Origin of the sequence: Methylorubrum sp. Q1 (assembly GCF_004683995.1) — a bacterium.
Lineage (GTDB): Bacteria > Pseudomonadota > Alphaproteobacteria > Rhizobiales > Beijerinckiaceae > Methylobacterium.
In genome coordinates, this window is the sequence record NZ_SRHQ01000005.1 from 24517 (window position 1) to 42118 (window position 17602).

The 17602-nt window shown below is 69.5% G+C and carries 14 protein-coding genes; 8 read left to right on the top strand and 6 right to left on the bottom strand.

Features of this window, described 5'->3' with window-relative positions:
- Positions 1-99: 99 nt before the first annotated feature.
- Positions 100-1395 carry a pitrilysin family protein gene (locus tag E4V01_RS06485; protein ID WP_135297783.1) on the top strand — a complete coding sequence of 432 codons (1296 nt, stop codon included), beginning with the start codon at positions 100-102 and terminating at the stop codon, positions 1393-1395.
- Positions 1396-1477: 82 nt separating this feature from the next.
- Positions 1478-1624, top strand: coding sequence for a hypothetical protein (locus E4V01_RS25585; RefSeq protein ID WP_193763150.1), 147 nt, complete (start codon positions 1478-1480; stop codon positions 1622-1624).
- Positions 1625-1793: 169 nt separating this feature from the next.
- Here E4V01_RS25585 and E4V01_RS06490 read toward each other — a convergent pair whose 3' ends face one another.
- The 3 genes from E4V01_RS06490 to E4V01_RS06500 are packed head-to-tail and all read right to left on the bottom strand — an operon-like array spanning position 1794 to position 4475.
- Positions 1794-3101 (bottom strand): Gfo/Idh/MocA family protein, encoded by a 1308-nt coding sequence (locus E4V01_RS06490; protein ID WP_135297784.1) that lies wholly within the window; start codon positions 3099-3101, stop codon positions 1794-1796.
- Between the two features lie 55 nt (positions 3102-3156).
- Positions 3157-3960, bottom strand: a complete 804-nt coding sequence (locus E4V01_RS06495; protein ID WP_135297785.1) for a phosphatase PAP2 family protein — start codon at positions 3958-3960, stop codon at positions 3157-3159.
- A complete protein-coding gene (locus E4V01_RS06500; protein ID WP_135297786.1) occupies positions 3957-4475 on the bottom strand; it encodes a 2'-5' RNA ligase family protein in 519 nt (172 codons plus the stop codon). The genes E4V01_RS06495 and E4V01_RS06500 overlap by 4 nt, the downstream gene beginning before the upstream one ends.
- 137 nt (positions 4476-4612) lie before the next feature.
- Between E4V01_RS06500 and E4V01_RS06505 the strand changes: the two genes are divergently transcribed.
- Positions 4613-5557 carry a hypothetical protein gene (locus E4V01_RS06505; RefSeq protein WP_060770615.1) on the top strand — a complete coding sequence of 315 codons (945 nt, stop codon included), beginning with the start codon at positions 4613-4615 and terminating at the stop codon, positions 5555-5557.
- A 241-nt stretch (positions 5558-5798) separates the two neighbouring features.
- On the opposite strand, the gene E4V01_RS06510 is transcribed toward E4V01_RS06505, so the two are convergent.
- Both E4V01_RS06510 and E4V01_RS06515 read right to left on the bottom strand, forming a co-directional pair.
- Positions 5799-6125 carry a hypothetical protein gene (locus tag E4V01_RS06510; protein WP_135297787.1) on the bottom strand — a complete coding sequence of 109 codons (327 nt, stop codon included), beginning with the start codon at positions 6123-6125 and terminating at the stop codon, positions 5799-5801.
- Between the two features lie 462 nt (positions 6126-6587).
- A complete protein-coding gene (locus E4V01_RS06515; RefSeq protein ID WP_135297788.1) occupies positions 6588-9908 on the bottom strand; it encodes an SEL1-like repeat protein in 3321 nt (1106 codons plus the stop codon).
- A gap of 311 nt (positions 9909-10219) precedes the next feature.
- Between E4V01_RS06515 and E4V01_RS06520 the strand changes: the two genes are divergently transcribed.
- The 4 genes from E4V01_RS06520 (at position 10220) to E4V01_RS06535 (ending at position 14389) form a co-directional block, all read left to right on the top strand.
- Positions 10220-12010 carry an acyl-CoA dehydrogenase C-terminal domain-containing protein gene (locus E4V01_RS06520; RefSeq protein ID WP_135297789.1) on the top strand — a complete coding sequence of 597 codons (1791 nt, stop codon included), beginning with the start codon at positions 10220-10222 and terminating at the stop codon, positions 12008-12010.
- Between the two features lie 15 nt (positions 12011-12025).
- The gene (locus E4V01_RS06525) at positions 12026-12442 is read left to right on the top strand and encodes a DUF4259 domain-containing protein (RefSeq protein ID WP_135297790.1); all 417 of its coding nucleotides are present in this window, start codon (positions 12026-12028) and stop codon (positions 12440-12442) included.
- Between the two features lie 113 nt (positions 12443-12555).
- Entirely contained in the window at positions 12556-13764 is a 1209-nt protein-coding gene (locus E4V01_RS06530) for an acetyl-CoA C-acetyltransferase (protein WP_135297791.1), read from the top strand.
- Between the two features lie 127 nt (positions 13765-13891).
- Positions 13892-14389 (top strand): hypothetical protein, encoded by a 498-nt coding sequence (locus E4V01_RS06535; protein WP_003603148.1) that lies wholly within the window; start codon positions 13892-13894, stop codon positions 14387-14389.
- An 87-nt stretch (positions 14390-14476) separates the two neighbouring features.
- Here the strand turns inward: E4V01_RS06535 and E4V01_RS06540 are convergent, their stop codons facing one another.
- Entirely contained in the window at positions 14477-15274 is a 798-nt protein-coding gene (locus E4V01_RS06540; RefSeq protein ID WP_135297792.1) for an EAL domain-containing protein, read from the bottom strand.
- 121 nt (positions 15275-15395) lie between these two features.
- On the opposite strand from E4V01_RS06540, the gene E4V01_RS06545 reads away from it, so the two are divergent.
- Entirely contained in the window at positions 15396-17597 is a 2202-nt protein-coding gene (locus tag E4V01_RS06545; RefSeq protein ID WP_135297793.1) for an FAD-dependent oxidoreductase, read from the top strand.
- The last annotated feature ends 5 nt before the right edge of the window (positions 17598-17602 follow it).

Sequence of the window (17602 nt, forward strand, 5' to 3'; positions counted from 1 at the left end):
GACCTCAGGATGAGGATCAGGGTGGGAGACCGGATCGACCGACCGTTTGTCCACCTCTGAAATCCGTGGTGAGTTGGGCCGAACAGGCACTGAGATCGAATGAACCAGCATTTCTCGACCTTCGGCGCCTCGCCCGGCCTCACCGTCAGCCGGCTCGATAACGGCCTGACCGTCGCCACCGAGACGATCCCCGGCGTTGCCACGGCCACGCTCGGCGTCTGGGTCGGGGCGGGCTCGCGGCACGAACGGCCGGACGAGCATGGGCTCAGTCACCTGATCGAGCACATGGCCTTCAAGGGCACGGCGACGCGCTCGGCCCGGACGATCGCCGAGGACATCGAGAATGTCGGCGGTGAGATCAACGCCGCGACCAGCACCGAGAGCACGAGCTACACCGCGCGGGTGCTCGGCGAGGATGCGGCCGTGGCCCTCGACGTGCTCGGCGACATCCTGACCCGCTCGGTCTTCGACGCCGGCGAACTCGCCCGCGAGAAGGGTGTGATCCTTCAGGAATATGCGGCGGTCGAGGATACGCCCGACGACGTCGTCTACGACGCCTTCATCGAGACGGCCTTTCCCGATCAGCCGATCGGCCGGCCGATCCTGGGCCGCCCGGAGACGATCCAGAGCTTCGACCGCGCGGCGATCGAGGCCTATATCGCCCGCGAATACGTGCCCGAGCGTATGGTGCTCGCCGCCGCCGGGGCCGTCGAGCATGCCGCGATCGTCGAGGCGGCCGAGCGCCATTTCGGCGGCTTGAAGCCCGTCGCGGCGCCCTCCGTCGTGCCCGGCCTCTACGGCGGCGGCGAGCGGCGCATGCAGAAGCGGCTCGAACAGGCCAACCTCGTCCTCGGCCTGCCCGGCCTCTCCTTCCGCGACGACGGCTATTACGCGCTCCACTTGTTCTCTCAGGTGCTCGGCGGCGGGCTGACCTCGCGGCTCTGGCACGAGGTGCGCGAGACCCGCGGGCTCGCCTACGACATCCAGGCCTTCCACTGGCCCTTCAACGATTGTGGCCTGTTCGGCATCGGCGCCGGCACCTCGGGCGCGGATCTGGCCGAACTCGTCGATGTCACCATCGCCACCACCCGCGAGGCCGCGGAGCGGCTCGACGCGGCCGAACTCGCACGGGCCAAGGCGCAGCTCAAGGTCTCCCTGCTCACCGCCCTGGAGACGCCGGGCGGGCGCATCGAGCGCAACGCCCGCCAGCTCCTCGCCTGGGGCCGGGTGATCCCGCCGCAGGAGCTGATCGCCAAGGTCGATGCGGTCGAGGTCGAGCATGTGCGCGCGGCCGGCCGTGCGCTGCTGCGCGGCGCCCCGACACTGGCCGCGATCGGCCCGGTGAAGGGCCTGCCCTCGCTCGCGCGCGTCGCCGCGGCCCTTCAGGCGGCCTGACGCCGCTCGCGTTCAGAAGTTGTGTCGATCCGGCGCCGCGAAGGGCGCCGGGCCCCGATTCCAGCGACAAAAACCGCCCGCCATGAACCCCGTCGCCATCGCGACCATGCTCGGCATCGCCCTCGGCTTTTTCGGCCTGCTCGCCTACGCGCTGACCGTGGGCGAGGCGTGGCTGCTCGCCGTCCTCGCCGTCATTGCCATCGCGCTGTTCGTGCGCTGGGGGGAGTAGGCGCTGCCGCAGGGGCGTCGAGATCTCTCAAGATCGATGCGGCTCCCCCTCTCCCATCAGATCCTGAGCTTGCCCAGGATCTGCAGAAATGGACCGAAGGCGGGCAGGCCCGACGTCGAGCGCGGAACGGGAATGCCCGTGTCACCGAGGCGATCACGCGGACACCGACTCACTTCTCCTCCAGCGCCGGTCCCCGCGTCGCATCGGCCCCCTGCCCCGTTCCCGCCAGCGGGCCGACCGTGACGGGCTGGCCGGAGCGGGCGGCGGCGTAGATCGCCTCCATCAGGATCATGTCCTGCAGTCCCTCCTCGCCGGGTGTGCGGGGGCGGCGGTCGGTGAGGATGCACTCGGCCATGTGGTCGAGTTCGAGCGCGAACTGGTTCTTGGGTGTCAGAACCGGCTCGTCGCGCTGGACGTGGCTGCCCTCGCGGTGGGCGATGGTGAGGCGCTGGCCGCGATAGGCGAAGGCGTTGGCCAGATCGAGCGAGCCGCCCGTCGTGTGGACCCGGAGCGACCGGCTCTCGTGGACGCCGTAGCTCGTGCCGCATTGCGCGATCACGCCGGAGGGGAAGCGAAGCGTGAAGGCGACGCTTTCCTCCACTTCCTTGAAGCGCGGATCGTTCTCGGGCGTGACGATCTGCGCCTGGATCGAGACCGGCTCCTCGCCCAGCAGCGTCCGCACCCCGTTGAGGCAGTAGAGGCCGATATCGGGCAGCGCCCCGCCGCCCGCCAGCGCCTTGCGCAGGCGCCACTGCTCGGGCAGCGCCGTGGTCTGGCCGTTGAAGGCCTCGACCATCTTCACGCGCCCGAACTCGCCCGAGCGGGCGAGCCGCACGACCTCGCGGTTGAACGGCTCGTACTGGCAGCGATAGGCGACCATCAGCTTGACGCCGGCCTTGTTGCAGGCCTCGATCATCTCCTGCGCCTCGGCCGACGTGTTCGCCATCGGCTTCTCGCACAGCACGTGCTTGCCGGCGCTCGCCGCGGCCAGAACGTTGTCCCGGTGCAGGCCGTTCGGCGTGACGATGTAGACCGCCTTGACCGCGGGGTTCGCTTCGAGCCGGTCCCACTGGTCGTAACCGTAGATCGCGTCGGCGGGGATGCCGTACTGCGCCGCCGTGAGACCGGCTTTCTCGGGCGAGCCCGACATCAGCGCGACGACCTTCGCTTTCTTCGCCTCGCCGAAGGCCGGAAGGATTTCCTCGAGACTCAGGCGCCCGAGTCCGACGATGGCGAAGCCGACCCGCTCGGACGGAGGCATCGGCGCGGGCGGCGGCGGGGGCGGCGCGTCGCCGGTATCGCGCCAGTTCGGGAAGACGATCCGGCCGCCCTGAACCGCACCGGTATCGGCCGGCACCGACGGAGCCGGTGCACCTGAGGCAGCCTGCGCCCCCCCGCCGAGGCCGAGGGCCGCGCCGGTCAGGCCGGCGCCGCCCGCGAGAAGGAGGCGCCGGGACAGTTGGAGGTCGTCGCTCATGACAGGATACCGGCCTTGCTGATCACGTGCCTCGCGAGCACGAGGCCAGAACGCGTCAGCCCGGCGCGGAGGTTCCTTTGAGCTGGCCAGGGCCGGTCGAGGCCGGTGTCGGATCGGGATCCTCCACCTCGCCCCGCCGCTGGAGCTGGAGCGCGACGAACCAGCACAGGGCCGCCCAGGCGGCGCCGACGCACCAGCCCGCCAGCACGTCGCTCGGCCAATGCACGCCGAGATAGACTCGGCTGACGCCGACCAGCACCGTCATCCCGACGCCGAGCGCCAGCATCAGCGCCTTGACGCTGCGCCGCCGCTCGACACGGGCGAGCAATGTCGCCAGCGTGAGGTAGGCGATCGCCGACATCATCGCGTGGCCCGACGGGAAGCTTGCCGTGAACACTTCCATGCCGTGCGGCACGAGGTCGGGCCGGGGGCGGTGGTAGAACAGCTTGAGCACCGTCGAGACCGCCTCGCCGCCGCCGACGGCGGCCAGCACGAACACCGCGACGCGCCGCCGGCCGGAGAGCGCGAGGTAGATCACCGCCGCCGCCGTGAGGAAGACGATGGTGACGACGCTGCCCCATCCGGTGATGTCGCGCATCGCCTCCTCCAGCCAAGCCGGTCCGAGCGGGTCGGAGAGGTCGGCGGGGTTGCGCAACCCGAGCAGGATCTTGCGGTCGAGCGCGGCGGTCGATCCTTCGCCGACCTCGCGGGCGAGCGCGAAGAAGCCGTAGCCGAGGGTGCTGACGAGAAGCAGCGACACCAGCGGCCCGACCTCGTTGAGGTGCAGCCGCAGCCATACGGCGGACGATCCGCGCCAGAGGGCGCCACCGCCGGTGCGCGCGATACCGGGTAGTCTCATGCCGCATCCCCGAATGCGATAGCCGCGACCCGCTCCCACGGGCCGCCGAGATAACGCCATAGCAGCACGCCCGGTGCGCGGAAGTGCGAAGGCTCGAAGTCCTGGGCCAGCGCGGCATGCAGCGCGCGGGCGGTGTCGGGGGCGACCTTGTTCTGCACGGTGACATGCGGGCGCCAGCCCTGCCGATCCTGCGCCGTGAGACGATCGCGGAACGCCGCCGCGACCCGCTGGCGGAAGGCGGTCAGCGCGTCCGATTCCAGCGCATAGGCGACGCCGCGCCCGGTGAAGCGCACGCCCGTCACCGCGACCTCCGGTGCGGCCTGCGCGCGGGCGAGCGCCGTCACCGTCTCGGTCACGCCCGCCGGATCCTCGCCCGGTAGGTGGTGGAACAGCGTCGCGTGGGCGGGGATGTGGTTCAGCGCTTCGGGAAAATGCCGCCGCCGCAAACCGTCGAAGGTGGCGAAGGCCGCCTCGTCCATCTGCAGGGTCAGGATCAGCGGGGCGGGCTCGGGCAACGCTTTGAACTCTCGGGCGAGGCCGGGGCGCCCGGCGCGGGTCCGAGCAAGATGGCGCGGCGGGACCGCGTATCCAGCGGGCGGGCTGTGGTGTGGCTGCGCTGTTCAGCCGGTCGAGCTGCGTCTAGGAAGCTGGCATGGCCCGCAGGAACAGAGAGATCATCCACCGGGGACGCGACGGGTGGCTGTTCCTGATCGGGGGCACCAACGGGGTGCTCCTGCAATACCGGCGCTCGCTCGCGGGCTGGTGGCACCTGCGCCGCTGGGCGCGGCTGATCGAGGCCCGCTCCGCCCGGGCGCAAGCGCTCGGCATCCGCTACGTCCACACCATCGTGCCGGAAAAGCTCTCGGTCTACGACGACCGCACCCTCGGCCTCGATTACGACGCGCGCCTGTCGCCGGCCCGGCGGCTCGCCCGGCGTCTCGACCGGATGAGCGGCTTCGTCGATCTCGTCGCACCCCTGCGCGCCGCCCGCGACGGGGCGGAGCCGCTCTACCGCCGCACCGATTCGCACTGGACCTACGAGGGATGCCTGATCGCGTGCCGGGCGCTGCTGCGGGCCTGCGGCGCCGTGGCTCCGCCCGATATCGCCGAGCGCCCGCGCTTTCCCCATGACGGGCTGTGGGATCTCGGCGACAAGCTGCCCGACCGGCCGCGGGAGACGGTGGTGAACTGGGCGGTGCATCGCGACGCGTCACGCGCCTATGCGAGCCCGCTCGTCGAATCCTACGAGGCGGAGGGCCGGGCGGGCGACCTCCATGTCGGCGCCCACGTCATCTACCGGAACCCCTCTCCCCAGGCCGACCCGCGCACCCTGGTGCTGTTCGGGGATTCCTACGCGCATTTCGCGCCGATCATGCTGACCAGCTTCCTCGCCGAGACGTTCCGCGAGATGCACTTCGTCTGGTCGTCCAGCATCGACTGGGGTTACGTCGAGCGGGTGCGCCCCGACATCCTGATGTTCGAAATGGCCGAGCGCTTCCTCGTCCGCATCCCGAGCGACGATTTCGACGTCGCGGCCTACGAGAAGCCGGGGATGCAGAAGCCGGCGCGTCAGGCGGAGATGGCACCGCTGGTTTGACGCGAACGGCGCCCCACGAACCGAGGAGCGCCGCCCGTTTTCCAAACCTTCAGGCGCTTGGTGTCTCTCGCAAAACTCCCGCGGCGCCGCCGTGCCCAGAACGGAGACGATCGGTGATCGGGCGTTTTGTGAGGCACTCTTAGAGCATCGTGCTGGAAATCAAATCCAGGACGATGCTTTAGGCTCCTGTTTTCGCATCATCTTTTTCCGAAAGCCGGAGGCCACCTTTCGGGATGATGCTCTAGCGCGAGCAGACCCGCTGCCGGGCCGGGCCGCCGCCGCCGGCCTGGTAGCTCTTCGCGTGGCCGATCGAGCCGGTCATGTCCTGGGTCGGATTGCCGCCGCCCCGCTTCACGACGATGTCGCAGTAGCCCGACCGGCTGCCCGCCGCGAGCGGGAGCGCGCCGAAGCCGCCATCGGCGATGTAGGAGGGGGCTGGCGGTACGACCTGCGACGGCAGCGCGGTCCAAGTTCCCTTCTTAGGCCGGGCCGATTGCGCCGCGACCGGCGTCACCGTGGTCGCGAATGCAAGCAGGAGGACGGATGCGTATGATGCAAAGCGCAGCATGATGTGCTCCTCTCGTGTTCAATTGCCGATTAATTTCGAAGCAAGAGCACACTTAACATGCAAATCAGCCAATAAAAGTGTGTTAAAGCACAATAATGTGATAAATTTTAATCCGTAGAAATATAATTTAATCTTATAGGATTAAAAACACTGCTCAGCCGTACAAGAGAGATGCCGATGAGCTTTGGGGGGTGCCGAGCTTACGCCTGATGGCGTGATGGCTGTGGGCGGGTCATCTGCGGCGGCGCGCGGAATCGAGCCCCGCCCGGCGAGCCGAACATGCAGCTTTTGCGTGTGAAATGGTGTGCCGCTCCGCCTTACCGTTTCGACGGCGGCGGCTACGGGAATCGCCGGAAGACGAAAACGAGAAAGGCCGCGTTCCCGTCGGGAACGCGGCCTGTTTTCAGAGCCGTCATATCTCGTCTTAATCTTTCTTGCCTGCCGCCGTCGGCGTGGGGCCTCTCAGACCCCGAAGCGCTTCTGCGCCGATAGGGGCGCGGCGGTTGGCATGCCCGGCGACGGCGCGCCCATCAGGGACATCCCCGCTGCGGCGGCAGCCTTCTGGGACGGTGCCTCGTTCGCGGCCGGATCGACGGCCTTGGCCTTGAAGCCCGAGGCGAGGCTCCTGGCCTCGGTCAGATCCTTGGGCGAGAGCTTGGCAGCGACCTCGTCCCGCTTGCGGCCCGCTTCCTGGTCCCCCTGCGTGGCGGCGGCCGAGAACCAGAGATAGGACTGGACGAGATCCTGCCCGACGCCGAGGCCGCGGGCGTAGAGTACGGCGAGGTTGTACTGGCTGTCGCGCACCCCGTGTTCCGCCGCCCGGCGGAAGGCGTTCGCGGCGATCACGAAATCCGCCTTGCCATTGGCCGTCGGGTTCTCGGCATGCATCACGGCGAGGTTGTGCATCGCGCGGATGTTGCCCTGATCCGCGGCGCGGCCGTACCAAGCCTTCGCCTTCTCGATGTCCCGGACCACGCCCGAGCCCTTCTCGTAGGCGTTGCCGACCTTGAACTGAGCCGGCGCGTAGCCGGCATTCGCGAGCCGCTCATAGAGCTTGGCGGCGATCGCGAGGTCGCGCGTCACGCCCCGGCCCTCGGCCTCGCGGGAGGCGATCTCCCAGACCGCGGCGCCGTCGCCGTCGAGCGCATCCTGCTTGAGCTTGGCCAGGGCCGGCGGCAGACCGGCGAGGTCGGGGCCGAGCGTGCTCATGCCCGCGACCTGGGGCAGCCCGCGCTTGGCCGGCGCGGATTTCGGCTCGGCGATGGATTGGGTCGTCGCCGGGTCGGGCGTCGTCTGGGCTCCGCCTGGAGCCGGTGTCCCGGTCTGGGGGGATGTTTCGGACGGAGCCTGGGCCTGTGAAGATGCCGCCTGAGCGGGCTCGGCCGTGGTCTCGGTTCGGCTCGTGGCGGCTTCGGAGGATGCCCCCGGGGCGGTGCTCGCCACCGGACGGACCTCCAGCGCGGCCGGGTCGCCGGTCGGAGTGCCCTTGCCCGCGAGGAAGGCTTGGTAGGCGCCGAGCGCCAGCACCACGGCGGCGAGGCCGAGCAGGAGAGTGCGGCGGCGGCTGTCGAGGGCGCCACGGATCCGCGAGAGGGGCGTCGTCTCCGCGCCCGGCGCGCGGGCCGGAGCCACCTTGTCGCGCAGGCGCGCCGTCAACGGCGCCTCGGATGCCGATTCGGCCTGCGCCGCTTGCGCCGCGCGCCGCGCGGCGGCGATGAAGCTTGTCTTGATGTCGGCGCCGCCGGCGGGTGCAGGGCTCGCCTCCGGCGCGGCCGGGCGGCCGGATCCGGGCCGGCCGGCACCGGGCTCCAGCAACTCGTCGGACAGGCGGCTCGCCTCCGTCCCGCCGGCCTCGTCGGAGGATGCGGTGCGGTTCGGGCGGGCCAGATTCTGGGACGACGACTGGACGGCCGTCTTCGGGGCGGCGGGGCGCTCGTGCGAGACGCGCTCCTGATCGACACGCTCGGCCGAGGACAGCAGGACGGGCGCGCGCTCCTGCGGGGCGGCGACGGTGAGTGCCGCGGACGAGGTCATGGTGCGGTCGAGCTGCTCGCTCAGCCGCATCAGCACCGCCTGGACGCCTTCCATCGTCGATTGGAGGCGCTGGTCCGCGCCCTTCTGGTTTGCCCGCATCTCGGCGAGATCGGCCCGCAGCAGCTCGAAACCGCCGCCCGCTGCGAGCGAGGCGGGCGAGCCCGTCATGGCCTCGCGGACCGCATGCGCGACGGTGGCCTCCAGATCGGTTCCGTTGCGCAGGGCCGTGACCTGGGCGAGCAGGTCGCCCATGGAGCGCTCGAGGCGCGCCACGGCGGGATCGGTGTCGCGCGGCGCTTCGAGCCGGCTCGCCAGGGCGAGGACGTGGCTTTCCAGGGCATCGAGTCCGCTGCCGCCCGCGCTGACGCGGTCGACTTTTTCGGCCACGCCTTCGAGCCGCTCGATCAACTCGCCGACGGCCCCGGCCCCGTCGAGCCGCTGCGCGAGCGCCTCGAAACGTCCGAGAAGCGCGCCGGGAAGCTCGCGGGATGACTCGGGCGACTTCAGCTCCCCGCGAATCTCCTCCAGCAGCGGCTTGAGGGTGGCGATGCCCGCATCCTCGTCCCGCTGGAGCTGCGTGATCTGGGCGCTGATCGCCTGCACGCCCTGGGCGAGGCTCTGGATGCGCTCCGGCCCTGCCAGGGACGCCACGAGGCGGCGGATCTCGTCGAGTTCGCGGAACACGCCGTCGAGGGCGCTCTGGTCGGCGGGGCCGGAGAGGGCGCCCGAGAGGACGGCATCGACCTTCCCGGCCAGGCGCTCCACCTCACCGGCGATGCGGGCGTGGACGTTGTCCGCCACGTCTTCGGCGATCCGCTCCACTTGGAGGCGCATGAGCTCGACCGGTGCAGCGATGGCGGCGAGTTCCTGCGGCGCGCGCGCCCGCTGCAGGTCGCCGGCGACGGCCTGCATGGTCCGTTCCAGCTCGCTGACGTCGCGGCCGGTGGCGAGGCCGCCGAGCGCGTCGCGCAGCCGGTTCGTCTCGCGTTGCAGTTCGGCGATGGCCGGGGACGGCTCCTGGCCGGACCCGTCCTCGGCATGCGTCACCGACAATGCGGCCGGGCCATCCTGCTGCTCGACCGCGCCGGCGGCGTTCCATTCGGCGATGCCCTCTTCCAGCTCGCGCTGGCGGCGGCGCACCTCGGCGACGGCATCGCGGACCTCGGTGGCGAGCGGGCGCCCGCGCCGGCCCAGCGGACGGGGCGTGTCGATCTGGCCGGCGATCTCGCCCATTTTGCGTTCGATGTCGGCGATGCGTCCGGCGATCATTTCCGGTGCGACCGGCTGGCGGGCCGTGGTCAACCGCGCCTCCATCTCGTCGATCATCCGGGCGGCATCGGCCTTGGACGCCTCGCGCTCCCGGCTGATCGAGCGGTCGAGGGCATCGAGCCGCCGCATCATCGCGCCGAGCGAGGCTTCCAGCGACGTCGTGTCCGCAGCCTCGGCTGCCGAGGCGCCCTGAACGGCCTCCCGGCGCCTGTGCGACGGCCCGTCCTTGCGTGAGGCCGGTGTGGGCGCCTTTTCCGTCGCCCGGCCTCCAACCAGCCGGGTCGGCTCCGCGCCGGCCTCACTGGCCGGGGACGCCGCATCCGCGCGCCGCCGCCGCGGGCCCGGCTTCGACGGGTCGGGCGTCGCCACCGAGGCGATCCAACTCTCCAGCGGCACCCCCGCTCGCCGGGCGACCTCGCGGGCAGCCGCGAGTACCTCCGGGTCGAAGCTGTCGAGGCTGATCGGGGCAGTCTGTTTCATCTCGCGGAGATCCGAAGTCGGCGGCTTCCGGTGCCCGGCGGACCGACGTTTCGCGCAAGGCGTGAAGCGGCGGAATGCGGATCGGACTGGAACGACCTTTTCCATTCTTGGTAAATGCTTGGTTAAGGGTGTGACCGAAGGGCCGCGCTTTTCCGGGACGGGCCCAATTGGTGGCGCGCGGGCCGCGATTGGGACCGGCCCGGCCGGCTCTTGCGAAGCCTCCACGAGATAGTTTACATATGAACTATCGAGGATCGGAGCCCGACCGAATCGGTGCGGACCACCTCACAAAGTTGCGGGAGGCTGACGCGATGCCGAGCTACCGGGCCCCGGTCGAGGACACCCTGTTCCTCATCAACGACGTTCTCGCGATCCACCGCTACGACAATCTCCCCGGCTTCGCCGACGCCTCCGCCGACATGGCCCAGGCGGTGCTGAGCGAGGGCGGCAGGCTCGCGGGGGACGTGTTCGCGCCGCTGAACCTGTCCGGCGATCGGGAGGGCTGCACCCGCCGGGAGGATGGCAGCGTCGTGACGCCGAAGGGCTTCAAGGCGGCCTACGACGCCTACGCCGTCGGCGGCTGGATGGGCCTGTCGATCCCCGAGGAATTCGGCGGCCAGGGCCTGCCGCACGTCATCAACACGGCGATGCAGGAATTCGTCTCCGGCGCCAACCTCGCCCTCAGCATGTATCCCGGCCTGACGCAGGGGGCGATCGCCGCGCTGCTCGTCCACGGCTCGCCCGAGCAGAAGGCGACCTACCTGCCCAAGATGGTCGAGGGCGCCTGGACCGGCACCATGAACCTCACCGAGCCGCATTGCGGCACGGATCTGGGCCTGCTGAAAACCAAGGCGGTTCCCAACGGCGACGGCTCCTACAGCCTCACCGGCACCAAGATCTTCATCTCGGCGGGCGAGCACGACCTGTCGGAGAACATCGTCCACCTCGTCATCGCCCGCATCGAGGGCGCGCCGTCGGGCACCAAGGGCATCTCGCTGTTCGTCGTGCCGAAGTTCCTCGTGAACGCGGACGGCTCCGTGGGCGAGCGCAACGCGGTGGCCTGCGGCTCGATCGAGCACAAGATGGGCATTCACGCCAACGCCACCTGCGTGATGAACTACGACGGGGCGAAGGGCTGGCTCGTCGGCCAGGAGAATCGCGGCCTGGCCGCGATGTTCGTGATGATGAACGAGGCCCGCCTCGCCGTCGGCGTCCAGGGGCTCGGCCAGTCCGAGGCCGCCTACCAGAACGCGGTCGCCTACGCGCAGGAGCGTCTCCAGGGCCGCTCGCTCACCGGCGCGAAGGCGCCGGACAAGGCCGCCGACCCGATCATCGTCCACCCGGACGTGCGCCGCACGCTGATGCAGATCCGCGCCTTCAACGAGGCCGCGCGCGCACTCATGCTGTGGACCGCCCTCAACTCCGACATCGCTCACCGCTCTGAGGACGCGGCCGAGCGGCAGGCGGCCGAGGACATGCTCGGCCTGATGACCCCTGTGGTGAAGGGCGTGCTGACCGACCGGGGCTTCGCCAACGCGGTCGAGGCGCAGCAGATGTTCGGCGGCCACGGCTATGTCGAGGAATGGGGCATGTCGCAGTTCGTGCGCGATGCCCGCATCGCCATGATCTACGAGGGTGCCAACGGCATCCAGGCGATGGACCTGATCGGCCGCAAGCTACCCAAGGACGGCGGCCGGGCGATGATGGCCTTCCTCACCGAGGTGCAGACCTTCATCAAGAACCACGGCGAGGACGAGGGGATGAAGCCCTTCGTGGCGCCGCTCCAGCCGGCGCTCAACGACCTCCAGGCCGCGGTGATGTGGCTGATGCAGAACGCCTTCTCGAAGCCCGACAACGCAGGCGCCGCCGCCACCGACCTGATGCACCTGCTGGGCCAGGTCGCGCTGGGCTTCATGTGGGCCAAGATCGCGCGGGCGGCGCTCGCCAAGAAGGCGGAGGGCGCCGACGTCGAGCGGATGGATGCCAAGCTTGTGCTCGGCCGTTTCTTCATGGAGCGGATGCTGCCGGAGACGGGCCTTCGCCTCACCCTGATCAAGGCCGGCGCCGAGACGACCATGGCGCTGCCCGCCGAGGCGTTCTGACGGGAGACTTGGCCGATGGGGGCCTGGGGACTGGGGCCTTTCGAGAACGATGGCGCGCTGGATTGGCTCGCCCTGCTGCGGAACGGTGAGATCGATGCCGTCGGCTCGGCATTTTCGAGCGTGACGACGGCGCCGGACTACCTTGAGGCGGACGAAGGGCAAAACGCCCTCGCCGCAGCTGAAATTCTGGCGGCGGCTCATGGGCGGCCCGCCGAGGGACTGCCGCAAGAGGTCGCGCGGATCGTAGCGGTCGGCGGCGAGCGTCTGGTGGCCAAGCCCGAACTCGTCGGGCTGGCGCGGGAGGCATTGGCTCGAATCCTGGCCGAGAACTCGGAGATTGCGGAGCTGTGGGACGACACCCCCGCGGGGCCGGACTGGCGTCACCGCGTGAGTGAACTCGACCAACGATTGAGCAGCATTCAAAGTCCCTGAAGATGCCGCGCGGATGCGGGAGTGCCGGATGAATCGGCGCGGCCCCATGGTCCGCATCTTCAACAAGGGATACCAGAGCCTGCCCGGTACGAGGCCGGCCCAAGGAGGACGAGATGCCCGAGGCCTACATCTTTGATCACGTCCGGACTCCTCGTGGCCGCGGCAAGCCGGACGGTTCGCTGCACGAGGTGACGGCGTTGCGCCTCGCCGAGACGGCGTTGCGCGCGCTCAAGGACCGCAACGGCCTCGACACGCGGCAGGTGGACGACGTGGTGCTCGGCTGCGTCGATCCGGTCGGCGAGGCCGGCGGCGACATCGCTCGCGCCGCCGCGCTCGTGGCCGATTACGGCACCCATGTGCCCGGCGTGCAGATCAATCGCTTCTGCGCCTCGGGCCTCGACGCCATCAACTTCGCTGCCGCACAGATCATGGCCGGCCAGCACGACCTCACCGTGGGCGGCGGTGTCGAATCGATGAGCCGGGTCGGCCTCGGCGCCTCGGGCGGCGCCTGGCCGGTCGATCCGGCGATCGCGGTCAAATCCTACTTCATGCCGCAGGGCGTCTCGGCCGACCTCATCGCCACCAAGTACGGGTTCAGCCGCGACGATTGCGACGCCTACGCCGTCGAGTCGCAGAAGCGCTCGGCCCAATCCTGGGACGAGGGCCTGTTCAAGAACTCCGTCGTGCCGGTGCGGGACATCAACGGCATCACCCTGCTCGACCGTGACGAGCATATGCGGCCGACGACCGACATGCAGTCGCTGGCGAGCCTGAAGCCCTCCTTCGTGCAGATGGGCCAGATGGGCGGCTTCGACGCCGTGGCCGTCGATGCCCACCCGGATGTCGAGGCGGTCCATCACGTCCACCATGCCGGCAACTCGTCGGGCATCGTGGACGGCGCGGCGGCGGTGCTGATCGGCTCGCGCGAGGCCGGCGACGCCGCGGGCCTGCGGCCCCGCGCCCGCATCCGGGCGTTCGCCAATATCGGCTCCGATCCGGCGCTGATGCTGACGGGCCCGGTCGATGTCACGAAGAAGGTGTTGGCGCGGGCCGGCATGAGCCTGTCCGACATCGACCTGTTCGAGATCAACGAGGCCTTCGCCTCGGTGGTCCTGCGCTTCCATCAGGCCTTCGACCTCGACCCGGCGAAGGTGAACGTCAACGGCGGCGCCATCGCCATGGGCCATCCGCTGGGTGCCACGGGCGCGATGATCCTCGGCACCGTGCTCGACGAGCTGGAGCGCACCGGCAAGGAGCGGGCGCTCGTCACCCTGTGCATCGGCGCCGGCATGGGCACCGCCACGATCATCGAGCGGGTGTGATCGGTCGGGCGGCGTCACGCCGCCGCCCTGCCCTGCCATCCGTCGGGAAACGCTGCTAAGGGCCTCCCACGCCGCGCCCTTTTTCGATCGGGTGCGGCCCCAGAACACCCATGGGAGAAACGCCACGATGAAGTCGACAAAAGCCGCCCTCTGCCTCGCCCTCGTGCTGGCCCTGCCGCTCGCCGCGCGGGCCGACGACAACGCGGACAAGCTCGCCGTCGCCACCAAGCTGACCGAGAAGACGGTTCTGAAGAACCTCGATACGGGCTTCGGCGGTGCGCTCGAGAAGACCGTCTCGACCATGCCCGAGGACAAGGCCGAGAAGGTGCGCAAGGAGGCCAAGGCCGAGTTCGACAAGCAGCGCAAGGAGCTGCTCGAAGGCCTGTCCAAGCAATATGCCGACAAGTTCAGCCTCGACGAGTTGAACCAGCTCGACAAGATCTACGAGGATAAGACCTATCAGAAGTTCCAGGCCGTCAACGCCGACCCGAAATCGGAGGTGAACCTGCTCTCGCAGGCGGTGGTGACCCGGCTCCTGAACATGCTGACGCTGGCGGCTGCCAGCGACCAGACCGGCGGCGCCCCGGGCGGCCTGCCCGGCGGCATGCCGACGCCCGCCAAGTGAACGAGCAAGTGAACGAGCAAGTGAACAGCTAAGTCAGCGGGCGAGGCGAGGATGAGCGGTGCGACGGGCAGCTTCGGGCGAAGGGCGTCAGGCGACGCGCTTCACCGGTGCGCCGTCGGCCGCGAAGCCCGCCACCGGCGGCAGGGCTTCCAGCGCCGGACGGGCGAAGTGGTAGCCCTGCAGCAGGTCGATGCCGAGGCCGTGCAGCGCCTCGGCCTCGGCCGCGGTCTCGATGCCCTCGGCGATCACCGCGACGCCGAGCGCCCGCGCGATCTGGTTGAGGCCGCCGACGATGGTGCGGCGCCCGGCATCCGCATCGATGCCGCGCACGAGATCCATGTCGATCTTGATCAGGTCCGGGCGGAAATTGGCCAGCAGGCCGAGGCCCGCATAGCCCGCGCCGAAATCGTCGAGCGCCGTGAAGAAGCCCTGTCGCCGGTACTCCGTGACGATCCGCTGGACATGGGCGATGTCGTGGAAGCGCTCGTTCTCGGTGAATTCGAAGTTGAGCCGCCCGTTGTCGAAGCCGACGCGGCGGGCGGCCTCAAGCGAGGCGCGAATGCAGGCCGCCGGCTCGTACACGGCGTTCGGCATGAAGTTGATCGACAGCTTGGTATCGCCGCCGGGCGGGAACAGGCGGCCGGCGAGTTCGATCGCCTTGACCCGCGCCGCCTGATCGAAGCGGTAGAGCGTCTCGTCGGTGACCCGCGACAGGATCGAGCCGGCCGACTCGCCGTCCGGTCCGCGCACCAGCGCCTCGTAGCCCCAGACGCGCGCATTGGCGACGTCGACGATGGGCTGGAAGGCCATGGTGAAGGAAAAGTCGAGATCCGCTCCATCGCGGCAGGCTCGGCAGGCGGTTCGCGGTCTGGCGTCCGTCGTCATGATCCGTCTGGGGTTTGGTGTGGAGAGCCGGGTCCAGTCGCGCACCCGTTGCATCCTCCATGACGGCTCCCTCCCCTTAAGAATCCGATACGGCCAGGCTCTTTTCCTTCGAGGCTCCGCGATGACCGCAACCGAGAATTTCCGCTTCGAGACCGATGCCGACGGCATCGCGCTCGCGACCTGGGACATGCCGGGCCGTTCGATGAACGTCATCACCATGGAGGTGGTGGCGGAACTGGAGCGGATCGTCGACGCGGTCGTCGCCGACGAAGCCATTAAGGGTTGCGTCATCGTCTCGGGGAAGAACAACTTCTCCGGCGGCGCCGACCTCACCATGCTTCAGGGGCTCGGGGTCGAGTACGAGCGGCTGAAGGCGAGTGAGGGCGAGGCGGTGGCCATGCGCCACTTCTTCGAGGAGTCGCGGCGCCTCAGCCTCGTGTTCCGCAAGCTCGAAACCTGCGGCAAGCCGTTCGCGGCAGCGGTGCACGGCCTGTGCCTCGGCGGCGCCTTCGAGCTGGCGCTGGCCTGCCACCACCGGGTGCTCGCCGACGACGACAAGACCCGTGTCGGCCTGCCCGAGATCAAGGTCGGCCTGTTCCCCGGCGGCGGCGGCACGCAGCGCGTGTCCCGTCTGATGCAGACCGGCGACGCGCTGCAGATGCTGTTCAAGGGTGAGCAGATCCGCGCGCTCATGGCCAAGAATATGGGGCTGGCCCACGCCGTCGCCCCGGCCGCGGAGATCGTCGAGCGGGCCAAGGCCTGGATCCGCGAGGGCGGCTCGGCGGTGGCACCGTGGGACGTGCCGAAGTTCAAGGCGCCATCCGGAAAAGTCTACTCGCCCGCCGGCATGATGATCTGGCCGCCGGCCAACGCGATCTACCGCCGTGAGACCCACGACAACTACCCGGCCGCCAAGGCGATCCTGGCCTCGGTCTACGAGGGCCTGCAACTGCCGATGGATCTCGGTCTCCGGGTCGAGAGCCGCTACTTCGCCCATATCCTGCGCACCAAGGAAGCGCAGGCGATGATCCGCACCCTGTTCATCTCCATGGGCGAGATCAACAAGGGCGCCCGCCGCCCGAAGGACGTGGCGGCGACCAAGGTCGGCAAGGTCGGCGTCATCGGCGCCGGCTTCATGGGCGCGGGCATCGCCTACGTCACGGCGCAGGCCGGCATGCAGGTCGTGCTGATCGACCGCGATCAGGATTCGGCCGATGCCGGCAAGGCGCATTGCCACAAGCTCATCACCGGCCAGATCAACCGCGGCAAGGCCAAGACCGCCGACCGCGACGCCCTGCTCGCCCGCATCACCGCGACGCCCGATTACGGCGTCCTGTCCGATTGCGACCTCGTGATCGAGGCGGTGTTCGAGGACCCGAGCGTGAAGGCCGAGGTGATCGCCAGGGTCGAGGCGGCGCTGCCCGCACACGCGATCTTCGCCTCCAACACCTCGACCCTGCCGATCTCCGGCCTCGCCCAGACCTCGAAGCGGCCCGAGCAGTTCGTCGGCATCCACTTCTTCTCGCCGGTGGAGAAGATGCTGCTCGTGGAGATCATCCGCGGCAACCAGACCGGCGACCGCGCCGTGGCCACCGCCCTCGACTATGTGCGCGCGATCAAGAAGACCGGCATCGTCGTCAACGATTCCCGCGGCTTCTTCGCCAACCGCTGCGTGCTCGCCTACATCCAGGAGGGCCACAAGATGCTTGCCGAGGGCGTACCCCCGGCGATGATCGAGAACGTGGCGCGGATGGCCGGCATGCCGGTCGGCCCGCTCTCGCTCAACGACGAGGTGGCGCTCGATCTCGGCCTCAAGATCATGCGGGCGACCGAGGCGCAGCTCGGCGAGGGCGCCGTCGATCCCGATCAGAAGCGGCTCCTCGTCGCGATGGTCGAGACGCATGGCCGGCTCGGCCGCAAGAACAAGCGCGGCTTCTACGACTATCCCGAGGGCGGCCAGAAGAAGCTCTGGCCGGGGCTCGCCGAGATCCAGCCGAACCGGCTCGACCCGGAGGGCATCGACATCGGCGAACTGAAGCACCGCTTCCTCGTGGTTCAGGCGCTGGAGGCTGCCCGCACGATGCAGGAGGGCGTCGTGACCGATCCGCGCGAGGCGGATGTCGGCTCGATCCTCGGCTTCGGTTTCGCCCCCTTCACCGGCGGCGCGCTCTCCTACATCGACTTCATGGGCGCGAAGGCCTTCGTGGCGCTGGCCCGGCAGTTGGAGGCCCGGCACGGCGCCCGCTTCACCCCGCCGGGCAACCTCCTGGCGATGGCCGAGTCCGGGGGGCGCTTCTACGACGCGCTGAAGCAGGCGGCGTAGCGATC